Annotated in this window: 16 protein-coding genes; 12 read left to right on the top strand and 4 right to left on the bottom strand. The window is 44.9% G+C overall.

Annotated elements, in window-relative coordinates:
- Nucleotides 1-40 precede the first annotated feature (40 nt).
- The 8 genes from MHH52_RS24975 (at nucleotide 41) to MHH52_RS24940 (ending at nucleotide 8,694) form a co-directional block, all read left to right on the top strand.
- Nucleotides 41-1,636 carry an ABC transporter ATP-binding protein gene (locus MHH52_RS24975; protein WP_340005042.1) on the top strand — a complete coding sequence of 532 codons (1,596 nt, stop codon included), beginning with the start codon at nucleotides 41-43 and terminating at the stop codon, nucleotides 1,634-1,636.
- Nucleotides 1,629-2,675 (top strand): ABC transporter permease, encoded by a 1,047-nt coding sequence (locus MHH52_RS24970; protein WP_042131006.1) that lies wholly within the window; start codon nucleotides 1,629-1,631, stop codon nucleotides 2,673-2,675. Before MHH52_RS24975 ends, MHH52_RS24970 begins: the two co-directional genes overlap by 8 nt.
- Nucleotides 2,672-3,610, top strand: a complete 939-nt coding sequence (locus MHH52_RS24965; protein ID WP_313640641.1) for an ABC transporter permease — start codon at nucleotides 2,672-2,674, stop codon at nucleotides 3,608-3,610. The genes MHH52_RS24970 and MHH52_RS24965 overlap by 4 nt, the downstream gene beginning before the upstream one ends.
- 44 nt (nucleotides 3,611-3,654) lie before the next feature.
- Complete coding sequence (locus tag MHH52_RS24960) at nucleotides 3,655-4,611, top strand: nucleoside hydrolase (RefSeq protein ID WP_313640642.1); 957 nt, start codon at nucleotides 3,655-3,657, stop codon at nucleotides 4,609-4,611.
- Between the two features lie 3 nt (nucleotides 4,612-4,614).
- A complete protein-coding gene (locus MHH52_RS24955; RefSeq protein ID WP_340005039.1) occupies nucleotides 4,615-6,012 on the top strand; it encodes an ADP-ribosylglycohydrolase family protein in 1,398 nt (465 codons plus the stop codon).
- Between the two features lie 372 nt (nucleotides 6,013-6,384).
- Nucleotides 6,385-7,146 (top strand): ATP-binding cassette domain-containing protein, encoded by a 762-nt coding sequence (locus MHH52_RS24950; RefSeq protein ID WP_340009822.1) that lies wholly within the window; start codon nucleotides 6,385-6,387, stop codon nucleotides 7,144-7,146.
- Complete coding sequence (locus MHH52_RS24945) at nucleotides 7,139-7,801, top strand: methionine ABC transporter permease (RefSeq protein ID WP_313640644.1); 663 nt, start codon at nucleotides 7,139-7,141, stop codon at nucleotides 7,799-7,801. Before MHH52_RS24950 ends, MHH52_RS24945 begins: the two co-directional genes overlap by 8 nt.
- 65 nt (nucleotides 7,802-7,866) lie before the next feature.
- Nucleotides 7,867-8,694 carry a MetQ/NlpA family ABC transporter substrate-binding protein gene (locus tag MHH52_RS24940; RefSeq protein ID WP_313640645.1) on the top strand — a complete coding sequence of 276 codons (828 nt, stop codon included), beginning with the start codon at nucleotides 7,867-7,869 and terminating at the stop codon, nucleotides 8,692-8,694.
- 262 nt (nucleotides 8,695-8,956) lie between these two features.
- Here MHH52_RS24940 and MHH52_RS24935 read toward each other — a convergent pair whose 3' ends face one another.
- The 4 genes from MHH52_RS24935 to MHH52_RS24920 all read right to left on the bottom strand — a co-directional run bounded on the left by MHH52_RS24935 (nucleotide 8,957) and on the right by MHH52_RS24920 (nucleotide 14,009).
- Nucleotides 8,957-11,494, bottom strand: a complete 2,538-nt coding sequence (locus tag MHH52_RS24935; protein WP_340005036.1) for an FtsX-like permease family protein — start codon at nucleotides 11,492-11,494, stop codon at nucleotides 8,957-8,959.
- Complete coding sequence (locus tag MHH52_RS24930; protein ID WP_340005034.1) at nucleotides 11,491-12,189, bottom strand: ABC transporter ATP-binding protein; 699 nt, start codon at nucleotides 12,187-12,189, stop codon at nucleotides 11,491-11,493. Before MHH52_RS24930 ends, MHH52_RS24935 begins: the two co-directional genes overlap by 4 nt.
- 102 nt (nucleotides 12,190-12,291) lie before the next feature.
- Nucleotides 12,292-13,329, bottom strand: coding sequence for a HAMP domain-containing sensor histidine kinase (locus tag MHH52_RS24925; protein ID WP_340005032.1), 1,038 nt, complete (start codon nucleotides 13,327-13,329; stop codon nucleotides 12,292-12,294).
- Nucleotides 13,326-14,009, bottom strand: coding sequence for a response regulator transcription factor (locus tag MHH52_RS24920; RefSeq protein WP_340005030.1), 684 nt, complete (start codon nucleotides 14,007-14,009; stop codon nucleotides 13,326-13,328). The genes MHH52_RS24925 and MHH52_RS24920 overlap by 4 nt, the downstream gene beginning before the upstream one ends.
- Nucleotides 14,010-14,477: 468 nt before the next feature.
- Here MHH52_RS24920 and MHH52_RS24915 point away from each other — a divergent pair, with 468 nt between their 5' ends.
- Genes MHH52_RS24915 through MHH52_RS24900 form a run of 4 tightly spaced genes read left to right on the top strand, consistent with a single transcriptional unit; the run spans nucleotide 14,478 to nucleotide 16,682 of the window.
- Complete coding sequence (locus tag MHH52_RS24915) at nucleotides 14,478-14,780, top strand: hypothetical protein (protein WP_313640650.1); 303 nt, start codon at nucleotides 14,478-14,480, stop codon at nucleotides 14,778-14,780.
- Nucleotides 14,781-14,824: 44 nt separating this feature from the next.
- On the top strand, nucleotides 14,825-15,502 hold the full coding sequence (locus MHH52_RS24910) for a PspA/IM30 family protein (protein ID WP_313640651.1): 678 nt from the start codon (nucleotides 14,825-14,827) through the stop codon (nucleotides 15,500-15,502).
- Nucleotides 15,503-15,506: 4 nt separating this feature from the next.
- Nucleotides 15,507-15,974, top strand: a complete 468-nt coding sequence (locus MHH52_RS24905) for a PspC domain-containing protein (protein WP_340005027.1) — start codon at nucleotides 15,507-15,509, stop codon at nucleotides 15,972-15,974.
- Between the two features lie 3 nt (nucleotides 15,975-15,977).
- Nucleotides 15,978-16,682: a PspA/IM30 family protein gene (locus tag MHH52_RS24900; protein ID WP_042191765.1), complete on the top strand. Its 705-nt coding sequence runs from the start codon at nucleotides 15,978-15,980 to the stop codon at nucleotides 16,680-16,682.
- Nucleotides 16,683-16,809 lie beyond the last annotated feature (127 nt).

Below are 16,809 nucleotides of genomic sequence, written 5' to 3'. Positions count from 1 at the left end.
GGAGATTCTTCTAGGTCAGAGGAATTCCAGCTGTATATTTTTGCAGACCTCCAAGTCGAAAGGCGTTGAGACTATGAACAAAGCTCTGCTGGAAATGCGAGGAATTACCAAGGTGTATCCCAATGGCGTCGTTGCAAATAAAGACGTGCATTTTTCTTTACGTGAGGGAGAAATTCATGCGATTGCGGGCGAGAACGGCGCTGGTAAATCAACTTTAATGAAGATTATGTTCGGCATGGAAGAGCCTAGTGAAGGTGAAATCTATATCAAGGGTGAAAAAGTGAAGCTGCAATCCGCTCAGGATGCCATTGATAGAGGGATCGGTATGGTTCACCAGCATTTTATGCTGGTCCCTTCTTTTACGGTAGCAGAGAACATGGTGCTGGGTATGGAGCCTCGTAAAGGCGTCGGCATCAATTATGCAGAAGCTGTACGCATGACCGAAGAGACTGCAAAGAAATACAATCTAGCCGTCGATCCTAAAGCAAAAGTGGAGGATCTCACTGTTGGTATGAAGCAAAAGGTTGAGATTCTGAAGGCGCTGCTGCGTGGAGCGAAAATCCTAGTTCTGGATGAGCCGACCGCGGTGTTGACCCCACAGGAAACAGAGGAACTGTTCCGAGAGCTTAAACAATTAAGAGAGCTGGGTCATACGATAGTTTTTATATCACACAAGTTGAAAGAAGTTAAAGCGATCTGCGACAGAATTACGATTATGCGTAGTGGACGTAGTGAAGGGGTCTTCCAAACGAAGGATGTCACGGAGCAAGAAATCTCGCGACTCATGGTGGGCAGAGATGTCGTGTTGAAATATGACAAGGAGATGCTGTCTATTGGCGAGCCGGTACTCACTGTGCAGGGTTTAGGTGTAAATGATGCACACGGCAAAGCGTTGCTATCAGATATCAACTTTGCGGTACGCGGGGGACAGATTGTCGGGATTGCTGGCGTAGAAGGGAATGGGCAGACACAGCTCATTGAGGCTCTTACGGGTAGCCTAAGAGGGGTCTCAAGCCAGGGCTCTGTGCTAGTGAAGGGAAAGGATATTCGTGAATCGGATATTTTGGATATTCGTAAGCTAGGCGTTTCCTATATCCCAGAGGATCGGATGCATCAAGGGATAGCCAGTGATGCGAGTATAGCGGATAATCTGCTGTCCACTCAGTATCGTACAAAAGCTATGAATAAAGGTCCTTTTTTAAATGGATCACGAATTGCCAAGCTTGCAGTATCACTTATAGAGGAATTTAAAGTCCGCTGTTCGGGACCTTCTCAGCCAATAGGAATGTTATCAGGTGGTAACATGCAGAAGGTTGTCGTAGCTAGAGAGTGTTCTACTGAACCGCAATTGCTTATAGCAGAGCAGCCGACGCGGGGTGTGGATATAGGCGCGGCGCAGTTCATACATCAGAAGCTATTGGAGCTACGCTCAGACGATTGCGCCATTTTGCTAGTGTCAGCAGATTTAAATGAGATTTTAGAGATCAGTGATAGTCTACTAGTGATGTATGAAGGAAAGATTGTCGCCTTTTTCGAGGAGCCTTCTAAGGTTAGTGAAGAAGAATTAGGGCTTTATATGCTAGGGATTCATCGACAGGACGAGGAGCAAATCAGGAGGGCCGTAAATCATGTTTAAAGTAAAATATTTTGAATACATTCGAACATCGGCAGTAATCGTAATTGCACTCGCTATTGCTTTTCTGATCATCTCATTGGTCAGTAATCAGCCGGTGAAGACGATTGGTATATTCCTATTTGAGCCGCTATCCAGTAAAGGACATATCGGTAATGTGATTGAGATGGCCATTCCGCTCATGTTCACAGGGCTAGCAGTTTCCTTGTTGTTCCGGGCAAATATGTTCAACTTGGGAGCTGAAGGGATTTTCTATTTCTCCGGTGTTGTAACTTCCGTGTTGGCTATTCATTTGACGCTGGACGGCTGGTTGCATCCGATAGTAGCTATTGCTGCGGGTTCTATTGTAGGTGCGTTGCTCTCCGCAATACCCGGGATCCTCAAAGCCAAATGGAATGCCAATGAGCTCGTTACATCCTTGATGTTCAATAATATTTTGTTTGGAGTAGGTTTATATCTACTGAACTATCACTTACGTGATGCCAAAGCGTTCGCCAATGTATCCTACAAATTCGAGAAAACGGCACTGCTGAGCAAGATGGTACCTGGCACCCGTATTCATACCGGACTGATCATCGTGATCGTGCTTATTATTGCAGCACATTTATTCCTATACAAGACTAAATGGGGATACGAGCTGAGAATGACAGGCATCAACCGGAACTTTGCACGTTATTCAGGCATGAAGACAGCGAAGGTTATTATACTGGTTCACTTGATTGCAGGTTTTATCGCGGGGATGGGTGGTTCCGTAGAAGTGCTAGGGATGTATAACCGATTCCAATGGACTTCGTTACCAGGTTATGGCTTAGATGGTGCCCTTGTAGCGATGTTAGCCAAGAATAATCCGCTATCCGTAATCGGTGCTGCATTGTTCCTTGCGTATATCCGGATCGGAGCCGACATGATGGCACGTCTATCTGATGTACCTTCAGAGATGATTTCTATCATACAGGCGATTATCATTCTTCTGATTTCGGCTGAGCAATTCCTGAAGTTCTGGAAAAATCGGATGCTCTTGAAGGAGGCGAAGGAAGCGTGAACAGCTTGTTTGATGTGATTTTTACGACTGACTTTGCCTTCTCTGTCCTTCGAGTGACGACACCGATTCTATTCGCTGCACTGGGAGCGCTAATCTCTAATAGGGCTGGAATCATCAACATCGGTATGGAAGGCATCATGCTTGTCGCGGCTTTAGCTGGTGTCATTGTAAGCAGCTACACGCATAGCGCGTGGGTAGGTTTACTTGGGGCTGTGATGTCTGGAACATTGATCGCTGGAATATTAGCTTTTTTCACACTGAAATTCAAAACACATATCATTCTCGGTGGCATAGCTATTAATATGTTCGCTTCGGGGGGAACCGTGTTTATTCTTTATCTACTTAGTGGAGACAAGGGATCTTCTACTTCTCTTGCGAGTAAAGTGCTACCAAGTGTAGAGATTCCTTTGCTTAAGGATATTCCGGTACTTGGGCCTATTCTATCAGGGCATCACATTTTGACATATGTATCTATCATTGCTGTGTTTGTTGTCTACTATCTCTTAAACCGTACACCGCTTGGTCTTCGCATTCGTTCAGTGGGTGAAAATCCTCATGCGGCTCAATCCGTGGGTGTAAGTGTTGTGAAAATACAGTATATGGCTTTGCTGCTTAGTGGATTTTTCGCTGGTTTAGGTGGTGCTTACATGTCGATGGGTTACCTGTCACTCTTTACCCGCGATATGATCGCTGGTCGGGGCTGGATTGCGATTGCCGCAGAGTCTATGGGTAGAAGTACGACAGTGGGTACGGCGCTGACCTCTCTATTATTTGGTACGGCAGACGCGTTATCGAATGCGCTACAGGTCCTGAAGATTCCTGCTGAACTGATCGCGACGCTTCCTTATGTAGCAACGGTAATTGGACTTGTGATCTATGCCGTATCTGAGACACGGAAAAAGAACAAAAAGCTTAAAAGTCCGCTAGTGAAATAGCGATAGGAGTAACGAGGATCTATACAACTAAGGAGTGAATTACTATGCGAACACCTATTATTATTGACTGCGACCCAGGGCATGATGACGCAATCGCTATCCTGCTTGCAATAGCAAATTCGGAGAAGCTGGATCTGCGCGGGATTACAACGGTCGGTGGAAATCAGATTCTGGACAAAATCACGGAAAACGCACTTAAGGTAATCAGCTTTGTGAATGCTGAAATTCCTGTAGCCAAAGGGGCTGCTGGTCCGTTGTTCGGCAAGCTTGTTACAGGTGAGGAAGCGCATGGTGAATCTGGCATGGACGGCCCACTATTGCCACCAAGTAAATTCCGGCCTGTAGAAGAAGGTGCTGTAGAATTTATGCTGAATATCATCCGTTCCTCGGAGGAGAAGATTACACTCGTACCGATGGCTCCCTTAACAAATATCGCTCTGCTAATCACAGCTTATCCAGAGATTAAGGAAAGAATTGAAAAGATTTCGCTGATGGGCGGCGGAATTTCTTATGGGAATGTAACCTCTACTGCGGAGTTTAATATCTATGTAGATCCTGAAGCGGCTCGTATCGTATTTGAATCGGGTATTCCGATCACGATGAGTGGTCTGGATGTGACCGATAAGGCAGCAATTTTCGAAGATGAGATCGTAGCATTGAAAGAGCGTGGTCCTGTATCAACTATGGTCGGAGAGCTGCTAGATTTCTATTCGATTTACGGGAAGAAAATGGGCTATGTTGGCAGTGCGCTACATGATCCATGCGCTGTTGCTTGGCTGCTGCACCCAGAACTGTTTGAATCCGAGCATCTGTATGTAACGGTGGAGACCGAAGGCAAGATGACGCGGGGAATGACGGTTGCGGACAAAAGGAAGAAGACGGATCGTCCAGCGAATGTAGAAGTGCTGGTTGGAGTAGACCGGGAAGCGTTTATGAAGTTGATCTTTGACTCACTGGAAAAGCTTGATCAAGAACTGCTGCTTGCGGCTGAAGGGAAGTAACTTATGGCAGGATGGGAGAGACTTCAAGAGACGGTTCAGTTTGAATTGGTTCAACGTGGAGAAGAAGGCTGCCAGATCGATGGCTTCGCGGAAAAGCTAACTGCTGCAGGAGAAGACGAGATTAAGCTGATGCAAGTATACAACGAGCTAATGGAGCTCACCATTGCTGAGGACTTTCCTTATGAAGAGCCTTCTTCACTGGAGGAGATTCGTCGTCTACGTCCAGAAGGTCCACGCAAGCTGCATGCTGAATGGAGCGAAGCGGAGTGGAGAGACAAGTTCTATGGAGCTTGGCTGGGTAGAAGCGTCGGTTGCGCACTCGGAAAACCACTAGAGTATTGGGACTACTTATACGGTAAAGATGGACGTCCGGGCTGGGAGAATATTGAGCTGTGGTTCCGGGGTGCCGATGCATGGCCAATTACTGGCTATACGCCTGGGCATTCACGGGCAGAGGCAGAATATGGTCTTGGCTTAAGTGAATGGACATACGCTAGTACCCAAGAGACTATTAAGTTTATGGAAAGTGATGATGATATTCGTTATACGGTTCTGGGCCTTATGCTGCTGGAGCAGAAGGGGCTGGACTGGGATTCTTGGGATATCGGGAAGTTATGGCATAAACATCTGACATACGCTCAGGTGTGTACGGCGGAGACACAGTCGTATATGAATTTTGCGCAGGAGACGTCTCATCTGCATGGGGAGAAGCCTGCGGATTGGCTGGTGCGGCAGGAAAGAGTACGGATACACTTAAATCCGTACCGGGAGTGGATCGGTGCGGCTATACGCGCAGATGGACTGGCTTATGGTGCGGCAGGCCATCCTGAGCTTGCGGCGGAGTTAGGCTGGCGCGACGCTTCTTTTTCACATGTGAAGAATGGGATCTATGGCGAGATGTTTAATGCGGCGATGATTTCGGCAGCTTTTGCTGAAAAAGATAACGAGCGTATTCTTGAGATTGGTCTTAGTGAGGTCCCTAGTACTAGTCGTCTGGCAAGTGACGTTCTACGAGGCATAGATATTGCGCAGAAAGCCAAGAGTGAGCGAGAGTTGGTAAGTAAGATTTGGGATACATTCGGCCATTATGATGCGGTGCACACCAATAATAATGCTGCTCTTGTAGCTGCTTCGCTGGTCTATGGCGGGAATGATTTCGAAAAGGCAGTCGTTACTTCCGTATACGGAGGAATGGATACAGACTGCAACGGGGCTACTGTGGGCTCTATTATGGGAGCGAAGCTTGGAGCAAGTGTGTTGCCAGCTTCGTGGATTGAACCGCTCAATGATACGTTATATGCGGATCTTCCCGGATTTCATCCGATAGCGATTTCGGAATGCGCGGAGCGCAGCTATCAGGTTTTCTTAAAGATTCGTGGGGAGCTTGGCGGAAAGTCTTAGATCAGGGAATACGAAAAGAATTAAAGGATGTCTTAAGCTACCGAGCTTAGACATCCTTTTTTTCGTGGCGACCTAGTTCTTGAAATAGATGTAACAGGGGGTTAGGAGTTAGATAACAGGAGAATCCTGATTTGAAGAGGGATTAAGTAAAGTAATTTATTGGGAGATACACACATAAAAATAGCATGGTATAAAGGGATTTATGCTTTCACTATTATTTCCTGATATATCATTTCAAGAAAAATGATGACACAGAACATAAAATGCCTTATTATTTAAAGAGATTTTTAGTGAAACAGTTTTTAAATAATTATAGTACAAACCTTGTCTTAGAAGGTTTCAGTATATCTGGAAAGGAAGGGGGAGTTTGCGATCCTATCGCTGAGTCGGGTGAGTAAAGGATTCAAGCTGAAGGACGGTATTTATCAGGCGGTTGATGATGTATCGCTTGAGGTTAAGAAGAGATCGATTCACGGTATTATTGGTGAAAGCGGGGCAGGGAAATCTACACTGCTGAGACTGATTAATCTGCTGGAAAAGCCGGATCAAGGGACGGTTACCGTAGAAGGGCAACATTTAACCGAAATGCCAAGTAAACAGCTACGGAAAGCTAGGGAAAAGATTGGGATGATTTTCCAACAATTTAATCTGGTCAATAACGTCACGGTTAAACGAAATATTTCGATTCCGCTGGAATTAGCAGGGGTGCCGAAGCGTGAACGGATGAAGCGAGTGAAGGAATGTCTCGATTTTGTCGGATTGGCTGATAAGGCAGAGCAATATCCCGCACAGTTAAGCGGAGGACAACGACAACGTGTAGCGATCGCCCGGGCGCTTTCGAATAGTCCAGGACTATTGCTATGTGACGAACCAACATCCTCACTCGACCCAGGAACAACTGCGGATATTCTGGACGTCCTGAAGCATATTAATTCAAGCCTTGGGGTTACGGTAGTGATTGTTACGCATGAGATGGATGTTGTCAAAAGCATATGCACTCATGTATCTGTGATGGAAAATGGTCAAATCGTAGATTCCTTCTCTCGAGAAGATGGTGATTTCCGACCTGCTGCAGTTCGTACCGGCTCGTACCGGGATCAAATTCTGGGTAAAGCGGGGGAAACTCATGTTTGATAGTGTACTTCAATATCAGGCACAGATGTGGGAATCGATCGGGGAAACTTTTGTAATGGTCGGCATTTCTGTTGGGGCCGCACTGCTGCTGGGGCTTCCGCTCGGGACATTGTTGTTTTTTTGCCGAAAAGGGCAGCTCTATGAGAATAAAACATTGTCACTGGTGCTCAACAGCATCGTAAATATTATCCGTTCGTTTCCATTCCTGTTGCTTGTCGTTGCACTCATTCCAGTCACTCGTTTCCTTGTCGGAACTGCGATTGGAACAATGGCAGCCACGGTTCCGTTATCCATTGTTGCCATAGCTTATTACTCTCGTCTGGTGGAGCAGTCTTTGCTGGAGGTTCCTAAAGGAGTCATAGAAGCGGCGTTGTCTATGGGAGCTTCGAAGCTGGGGTTGATCTTTAAATTCCTATATGTAGAGGCTCGTTCGGGTCTAGTGCTCGGACTTACTACCTCAACCATTAGTTTTATCTCTTACTCGACCGTAATGGGGGTTGTTGGAGGGGGCGGGGTTGGCGATTTTGCGATCCGTTATGGATATCAGCGTTTTGAGACTGAAGTGATGATCTATGCGATTATTGTGATGATTGTATTGGTTCAGTTGGTTCAATTCACAGGAGGGACGATCTCACGGCTGTTAGATAAGCGTTGATCCTGTACTTCAAATATATGTAATACAAAATGGTTGAATATATAAACTGGGGGTTAGTTGTAGTAATGAAAAAATCAATGATACTTGTGCTTATGTTAATGGTATTGGTCGTAGCGGGTTGTGGATCTAATAAAGCAGCCGAGAACAATTCTGCAAAAGGTAGCGATGAGCTAACCAAATTAAAGATTGCTACTTTGATTCCACCAATGACGGAAATTCTGGATATTGTGAAGCCACTTCTAAAGGAAGATGGTATTGATCTTGAAATCGTTGTTCTGTCTGACAATGTGCAGCCTAATGAGGCTTTGGCGAATAAAGAGGTAGACGCTAACTTTTTCCAACACGTTCCTTATATGAAGCAATTTAATGAAAGCAAAGGCTCTAATCTGGTAGAGGTACAGCCTGTTTATGACGCTATTTACGGTGGGTACTCGAAGCGTTACAAGAATATAGCTGATCTTCCTGAAGGTGCAACGCTAGTTATGGCTAATGATCCTTCGAATATCGGTCGTTCATTACAAATGTTCGCTGCTGCCGACCTCATTAAGCTGAAAGAAGGTGTTGGTATTCAAGCTACACAAGCAGACATTACTGAGAATCCAAAAAACTTTAAGTTTGAGGAAGTAGATCTGTTGATGTTGGCTCGTATGCTGGATGATGCCGATCTGGTAGCCATGACTCCGGCTTATGCTAGCCCGCTTGGATTAACACCAAAGAAAGATGCGCTGATTACTGAAGGAAAAGATTCAGAATTCACGATCACCTTGGTTGCGCGTGAAGATAACAAGGACTCTGACGCGATTCAGAAGCTAGCTAAACGGATTAGCGGTCCTGAAGTGAAGAAATTCCTTGAAGATAATTACGCGGATATCGCATTACCTGCTTTTAAATAATATAAAAAATAACTGATTATTATAAGAAAAGGGCAAGTCCTGCCGCGTTGGCGGTGGCTTGCCCTTTTTTTAACGTATCAGAGAGTATATATTTGGGGCCCCCACAAAGTACATGTGTACGCATCGAAGAAAAGCTACACTTTGAGGGGATATTTTAAAATATAGAAAGTATAAGTTTCACGCTATACAATATCCTTATACTTCTCGCATAAACGCTTACCGTCCTTTAGGGACGCCGAAGGCGTTTTTGCTTGCTGTGCTGCTACTCTATCTCTCTTAACCGTTCCACAATTGTTGCTTGGGATATTGTTTTATATGCTCTCAGCGTCACTGCGAAAGCAATGATTAACATAACAGGAACGGTGAAGATAAACGGCAACCAGCTCATTCGGAATACCGTAAAGGCTATAACTTCTGTGATGCTTTTGGAAATCTTATAGGTCAGCAGCACACCTAATGTTGACGTTATGAGCACAGTACAAAGCACATTGTAGAGTCCTTCATAAATTAACATACGTTTTAATTGCTTTTTGGTCATGCCGATGCTCTCCAGCATGGCAAATTCATTTCTGCGGGAGATGACTCCAGTAAGTACGGTATTAACATAATTCAACACGCCGATGAGAGCAATGACTAAACTAAGACTATAACCTATGGTTTGAAAAATGCGAATAAATCCGCCAAGCTCCTCCTTGTAATCCTCCCTGGATTTCAAGGTTAATTCATTTGTCGAATCTGTTAGAGCTTTGGCAGCTTGTTCTACCTGGTCCAGCTTAGTCGGATCGACGTGCAGTGTGGCTGAAACGATATAGGCCGGATCGGTGCCTTGCGGTATTTCCTTCTGCAGTTCCGGAGCAGGGAGGAAGGCATTATAGCCTAACACGGAGAAAGCTTTTGTTGTTGCAGCATATACCGCATCATTTTTTAATACCGCCATCACCTCATAAGACTTCCCCGACTTCCCGAAAGTGATTGTATCTCCAGGATGATAATAGGAGCGGTAGCTATCTTCTTCCATTAGATTGGCCTCGGTTATGATCACATATTTTCCTGAAGAAAACTTCTGCCTGTTAAACTCACCTTCGATAATATCCTTGTCCAAAAGATCATACCAACCTGGATCTAATCCATATAGTTTAATGTAGATCATTCCCCCCTTATCTAGAGTGGAGAGAAGATAAGGATGTGGGTCAGCAGCAGCGGCCGATGGCTCTAAAATAGCCCGGACCGCATCATCGACAGGATATGGAACATACCTGTAGTAAACCTTATCTACACTTTCTACACCGTCAATTTTACTTAGATTGTTGGCGAATTCCTCCGAAAGCTTATAAGGATCACCGTCTCGAGCTCCTCTAATACTGACTAACACTTCATTCTGAACCACAAAATCTCCGGAGATAAAAGCACGCAGATATTTATTCACATCCAAAGAGGAGATTACTGTAAAAATGGTGCTGAATAAGATGATACTCAAGGAGAGCGAAGAGAGCATCAAGATCAGCTTTTTTTTGCTTCTGAGCAGGTTGGAGAACGCCATGTTGTGAAGTTTTGCTCCATGTTTTGATTTCTTGGTTTTCCGTTTTCCGATGCTGCTGACTCCAGCAAATTTTACAGCCTCTACTGGCGAGGTTCGCGAGGCCATCCGACCCGGTTTGCTTGCGGCGATCCATACTGTCATAAACGAGAATGCTGCTGCGCCAATAAATATCCACGGGCTAGCAGAATAGACATTACCGGAAGTATTGCTTGAGATTGAGTTGGCCATGGGGAGAACCAGTAAGCCTAGCAGATATCCAAACCCTAATCCAAAGGGCAGCGCGACGAGATAAAGTGAGCGAGCCTGAATGGAGATGATTTTTTTCAGTTGTCGAGGTGTGGTGCCGATGGTCTTTAGCAGTCCATAAAATTTCACATCCCGCACGACGGAAATAAAAAAGATATTGTAAATCAGCAAATAGCCGCTCAGCATTGTGATTAGAATGACAACTGCATAAGGAATGATATTCACTAGATTTTCAGAGAGAGAGACACTCGTATAAGCAGGATTTACACCATAGGGCACATCCAGGCCGGTGTCCGCCAAAATCTTTTGTACCTTCTTTTCAATATTATAAGAATTATTAAACATCACCGCCAAATCTGAGGTGTTCACATAAGAACCCGTTGCTTCAGAGAGGTCCGGATCAATTTGGGAAATGTTCTTCTGTGTGAAAGCTTCTGATACAAAAGCCAATCCTGACATTGCTAAATTTTGATCGGTTTCGTAAAATCCGGAGATCTTAAAGTCTTGGCTTATGACTTTTTCACCCGTGTCTATATCCAGCTTCACAATCTGGCCTAACTCATGTTTTGCTCCAAGCATGTCAAGCGCCCAAGTATTTAGGACGATTTCATCCACACGGGAAGGCAAACCACCAGCTATAAAGTTGATAAATCCATGTTTGACATAATTCTCGTCAACACGAAGTACCTCTACGCGGTTATTCTTGAACAGACTGGTGCTTATATCGCCAACCTTAAGGAAAACGCCATATTCTTTGATGGATGGATGATTCTTCAGCTTCTCCAACTCGGCAGGATTCAGATATTTGAAGCTTCCATGATAATCGCTACCGGTAGTCTGCATTTGTGCGTGTTGCATCGATTTGTTAATACTGAGCGCCATGGTAAACACGGCGGTGATCAAAACGGTAGTCAGTACAATGGCACAGATGATAGTAAAATTGCGAGCCCGGTTGGCTTTGAGGCTTTTTTTGGCTAAAGCAGCAATGGTCTTGCGATTATTCGTACTGATCATGGCTGGCTCACTTCGGAGCTGCGGGGTTGACCAGTGAAAATGATGCCATCTTCAATACGGATAATGCGGTCAGCAGTTTGAGCAATTTGTTCATTGTGCGTGATCATCACGATAGTTTGGTAGAATTTCTCACTCATCTGCTTCAGCAGAATCAGTACTTCCTGGCTTGTTTTACTATCCAGATTACCTGTGGGCTCATCCGCCAAGATAATTGATGGCTTGGTTGCCAATGCTCTGGCAATCGCCACCCGCTGCTGCTGCCCACCAGACAGATTAGAAGGTAGAGTATTCACTTTTTCCTGCAAGCCCAAGGTGCGGATGATCAGATCAAGATAAGCCTCATCTATTTTGCCACCGTCCAGCTCAATAGGCAGTACAATATTCTCCCGCACATTTAATATGGGCACCAAATTATAGTTCTGAAAAACAAACCCCACCGATCTGCGCCGAAAAATGGTCAGCTTCTCGTCACTCATCGCAAAAATATCGTTCCCGTCCACGTAAACCTTGCCCTCAGTTGCCCGATCCAATCCACCTAGCATATGAAGAAGAGTGCTTTTACCGCTGCCGCTAGTACCGACGATAGCGACAAACTCGCCTTTTTCCACCGCCAGTGATACACCGTCCAGAGCCTTAACACCAGAGCCGATCTTTCCATAGTGTTTTTTTAAATTTTCAGTCTGTAAAATAGGCATAACTTTTCCCCTCCAATAAGATCGTTTTGTCCATAATCTAAGGGTAACAAATCAATCTGACAGGAGAATGTCTGAATTCTGACCATAATGACACATTCTATTTTATCGCTGGGGCAAGAAAACGGAGAATGTTGTACCTTTTCCGGCTTCAGAACTGACTTTGATATGACCACCCTGCGCCGTGATAATCTCTTTGGACAAAAATAACCCGATGCCGACCCCCTCGAATTCACGCGCCTGCTTCCCCCGGTAGAACCGCTTAAAGATGTGATGGATTTCTTCGCTGGGGATTCCAAGCCCAGTATCGGTAATGTGAATACAGGTAAACATCTCATTGCTTTCAGCAAGAATGGAAATTTGTCCGCTATGCGGTGTATATTTCACAGCATTCTCCAGCAGGTTGAATAGTGCTTCACTTGTCCATTTAACATCGTGGCTGGCTACGATGTGTGACCTACAGTCAATATTAATGGTAATTTGTTTGCTTTCCGCTTGGGTATACACCTGGGATAATGCCTTCGTCAGAGTCTGAATGAGCGGTTTCGCTTCAAACTGCTGCAGGGAGATCATTCCTGTTTCCAGCCGTGATAATTTGATTAGAGACTGGATTAGCCAATCCAACTTATCCGACTGCGTTTGAATATGCTGCACGTAGTATCGGACATTCTCATTTAGTCCGGGCATCTCCTCCAGCAATTGACTGAATACCATGATATTAGAGAGAGGTGTCTTGGTTTGATGGGAGATATCCGATAACAGCTCTTTTATTTTGTTTTTCTCCGTCTGAAGATTCCGCTCATTCGTCTTAGCAATCCCTATGTAGCGTTTTAGTTTATGTTCCATCGAAGACAGAGCTGTTTCTTCATAGTTAGTGAGTGGTGGCTGGTCATGCATAGCCCGCTCAATCGCTGTATCCAAGGTCTGCATATAGTTTGCGATCTGGCGGTTCCATAACCATACCCATACGGCTCCTGTTGCTAATAGACAGATGATGAATAACGAAGTGAGTTGGAGCAGAGTGGGGTCGAACCCGTACAGAAACATTATTCTACCGATAAAGCAGGCCACGAGGACAATGATGATCAGCAGAAAGAGCCTATGTACTTGCTTGAAATGGGGAGGGACTCCATTTTTATTCATGGCTTTTGTCCTTCAGTCCACATGTATCCCAGTCCGTAGATGGTCTTAATATATTTAGGCGCTGCCGGGTCGTCCTCAAGTTTAGCACGCAGCCGTTTGATGGCTACAGTCAATGCGTTTTCATCTACGAATTCAGCATCCTGGCTCCAGATCTTGTCTATCAGCTGCTCTCTGGTCAGAATGTTGCCCGTATTCGTCACCAGCAGCCGCAGCAGTTTTTGCTCGGTTTTGCTCAGCTGGAGCGGCTGTTTATGTTTGCAGTACTCCAACTTCTCAAAATCGAGTTCTAACGGACCCAGTGTTATTTTGCCAGCGCCTTGCGAGTCCGTCCTCCTGAGCAGTGCCATTACTCTGGCACGTAGAACCATCAGGCTGAACGGTTTGGTGATATAGTCATCGCCTCCCAATCCAAAGCCGGTAATAATGTCGGACTCCATATCATTCGCGGTTAGAAAAATAATGGGTACACGTGAGGTCTTGCGAAGTTGTTCGCAATAATCTAGCCCACTCCCGTCCGGCAAATTGATGTCCAGAATGATGAGATCGATAGGGTGAACTGCAACAATATTTTCCGCCGCAGCAATGTCATAGGCTTGATGGATCACCACATCGTTTTGAGAAAGAGTAAGAGCGATTCCTTTGTTTAAGCTACGGTCGTCTTCAACGATCAGTATGTTCATGGTAATTCTCCTTTGTTTCTTATTTGATCATTATACATTTTTGGGATTTATTCGAAAGTGAGAATTTATTTAGTAGGCACTTGAAAGTAGAGTTTTTCCTTATAATCATTAAAAATGTTTACTGTATATTAAATGTAGTCTTCTAGAATAAATAGTTAGTGTAGTCCTCAAAAATAACATAGTAAACGATTTGTTTTATATAAAATAGTTAGTTTTGGGATAAGGATAATACAAACGTACATCATCCATTTAGGGTGATGTCCGTTCAATTTTTGATGGGTTCGTACCCAATTTATATGTGGATAGGTTGGTTATCTCTTGCAACTAGCCCTGTAATGGTCTGCAGTCGCACACCTACCTCGACTAAGGTCCAGTACCAAAAACCGTCGTTGGTCTGTTTTGAAAGTCTGAGAATTGCTCTAGAATAAGGCTATAAGGTTAAGGACAACGAAAGGCGGTGAGAAAATAATGCAAAGAAGACAAGGAAACGGATTGGCGGTTGTACTGATTGTGATTGGTGCGGTAATGCTGCTCGGTTTAGCGCTTCCTCTGATTCACGGTATTTTCCGACTACTGTTCCCAGTATTGCTGGTTGTTCTCGGGTACTATGGGATTAAGAGTGGACGCAAGATTATCGGTTGGGTATTAATGTTCATTGGTGTCATGAGCTTGATCGCGAAGCTTTCCTGGATCATCGGACCCCTTCTGGGTGTGGCGTTGATCGTATGGGGCGTGTCAGCTTTAAAGGGTAGAAGAAATGGTACTTATTAAGAAGAATTGTACTTAAACAAGAAGCAGGGAGGGAGCAGGAGATTATGAGTGTTTTTCGTCGCATGAGGGATATTACGGTAGCTAATCTAAATGAACGTCTGGAGCAAAGCCAAGATCCTGTGAAGCTAATTGATCAATTTCTACATTCAACCCGTGAGGAAATCAGTGAAGCTGAAAGATTGTATCAGCAATACGCTTCCCATACGAAGCAATTGCAGCAGCAAGTGAACCAAGCGACTGCCATGAGAAACAAACGTGAGGAACAGGCGCTACTTGCGCTAAAAGCGGGCGAGGATCATCTCGCAAAGCTGGCTTTACAAGAAAAAATTATTCACGAGGAAAAATTGGAGCAGTACAGCGGGCTACTTGAACAAAGTAAGCAATCCTTGTTTGAACTTGAAGGACAGCTGAATGAGCTGAAAATAGAGTATCAGACGGTGTACAGCAAACGTCAGTATTATGCAGCACGGATGGAGTCGCTGAGACTACAGCAACGTATGAATCAAAGAGCCAGTACTTATGGTAACGGCGGTGATGTTCCCAAAATGTTCGGACGTCTGGAAGATCGGATGTCAGATTGGGAATTAGAAGCGAAGAGCCTGCGCGATTTACGGCGCATGGGACAGGAATATGCGGTGCAAGCAGGTGAGACCGTAGCAACCGTACTCGAAAGAGAAATGGCTCGCCTAAAGGAGAAACTGAACAATGGTGGAAAGGAGTAGCGCTATGAGTCGATTATATCGTTCAACCAGAGATAAAGTGATGACGGGTCTTGCGGGTGGATTATCTGAGACACTCGGTATTGATTCCACGCTATTCCGGATTCTGTTACTGGTCAGCATTCCGTTTACAGGAGGTGCCGTGATTCCAGTATACTTCATTGCAGCGCTGGTCATTCCGAAGGAGCCTACGCATTATAATCCTTTCGGACCAGGCCCTGGCGCACCGGGTGGCCCATTCGATGGTACTTACTCAGGTAGACCGGAACATGGACACGGACCGCATGCCAATGGTGGACATGGACCTTATGGACGCCAGCCTAATTACAATCCGAATTTTGAGAAGAACAATGCATATTCCGCTCCGGACTCCGGTTTGGATGCGATGATGAAGGATATTGAGAAGAAGGCTCTGCAAAAAGAAGTAGAAGAACTCAAACAAAAACTGTCTAAATATGAGAAAGGGGAATTGTAAATCATGGGAGTATTTCAAAGAATTAAAGATATGACAAAGGCGTCGGTAAATGACTTGTTGGATAAGGTAGAGGACCCAATCGTAATGCTAAACCAATATCTGCGCGATATGGAGGCTGAAATTCACGAAGCGGAAGTTACAGTTGCCAAGCAAATGGCGAACGAGCGTCGCATGAAACAACGCGTGGAAGAAGCAGCGAAAATGTCCGCACAGCGTGGAGCGCAAGCTGAATTGGCACTGAAAAACGGTCAAGAAGAAGTGACTCGCAAGTTGTTGGAGGAAAAAATCTACTTCGACCAAAAACAAGCGGAATACAGCGATCTTCACGCTCAAGCCGAAGTGCAAGCGAAGGAATTGGTTGGGCAGCTGCATGATATGAAGGATGAATTCTACAAGCTGCGCAACAAGCGTAACGAGCTCGTATCCCGCGCTCAAATGGCTAAAGCGAAGAAACAAATGACGCAAATCAGCAGCGTACATTCCATCGAAAGTGGCAGTGCGTCACTCGGATTCCACCGGATGGAAGAGAAAATTATGCAGCTTGAAGCAGAAGCAGATGTAATGCGTGCACCTTACAGCCCATCCGCTGCTTACACTAAACCAGTCGATGTTGAGAAACAACTGAAAGTGGATGAGCAACTAGCTGCGCTGAGAAGCAAGCTGAATGATACACCAGCTGCTCCTTCTTTAAACAAAAAAGAAGAATAAATCCTGTTCCTAAAACTTAAGTAGATATGATATGCTGGACAAGAAGAAGCCATACGGTATGGATCTCCATACCGATATGGCTTTTGTAGCGGCTGGCTATAATATATTTATGAGTAAAGTTTTCCGA

The organism is Paenibacillus sp. FSL K6-0276 (assembly GCF_037977235.1).
Lineage (GTDB): Bacteria > Bacillota > Bacilli > Paenibacillales > Paenibacillaceae > Paenibacillus_AQ.
Note: the sequence above shows the minus strand (reverse complement) of the source record. Positions and strands in the feature narration are given on the sequence as shown.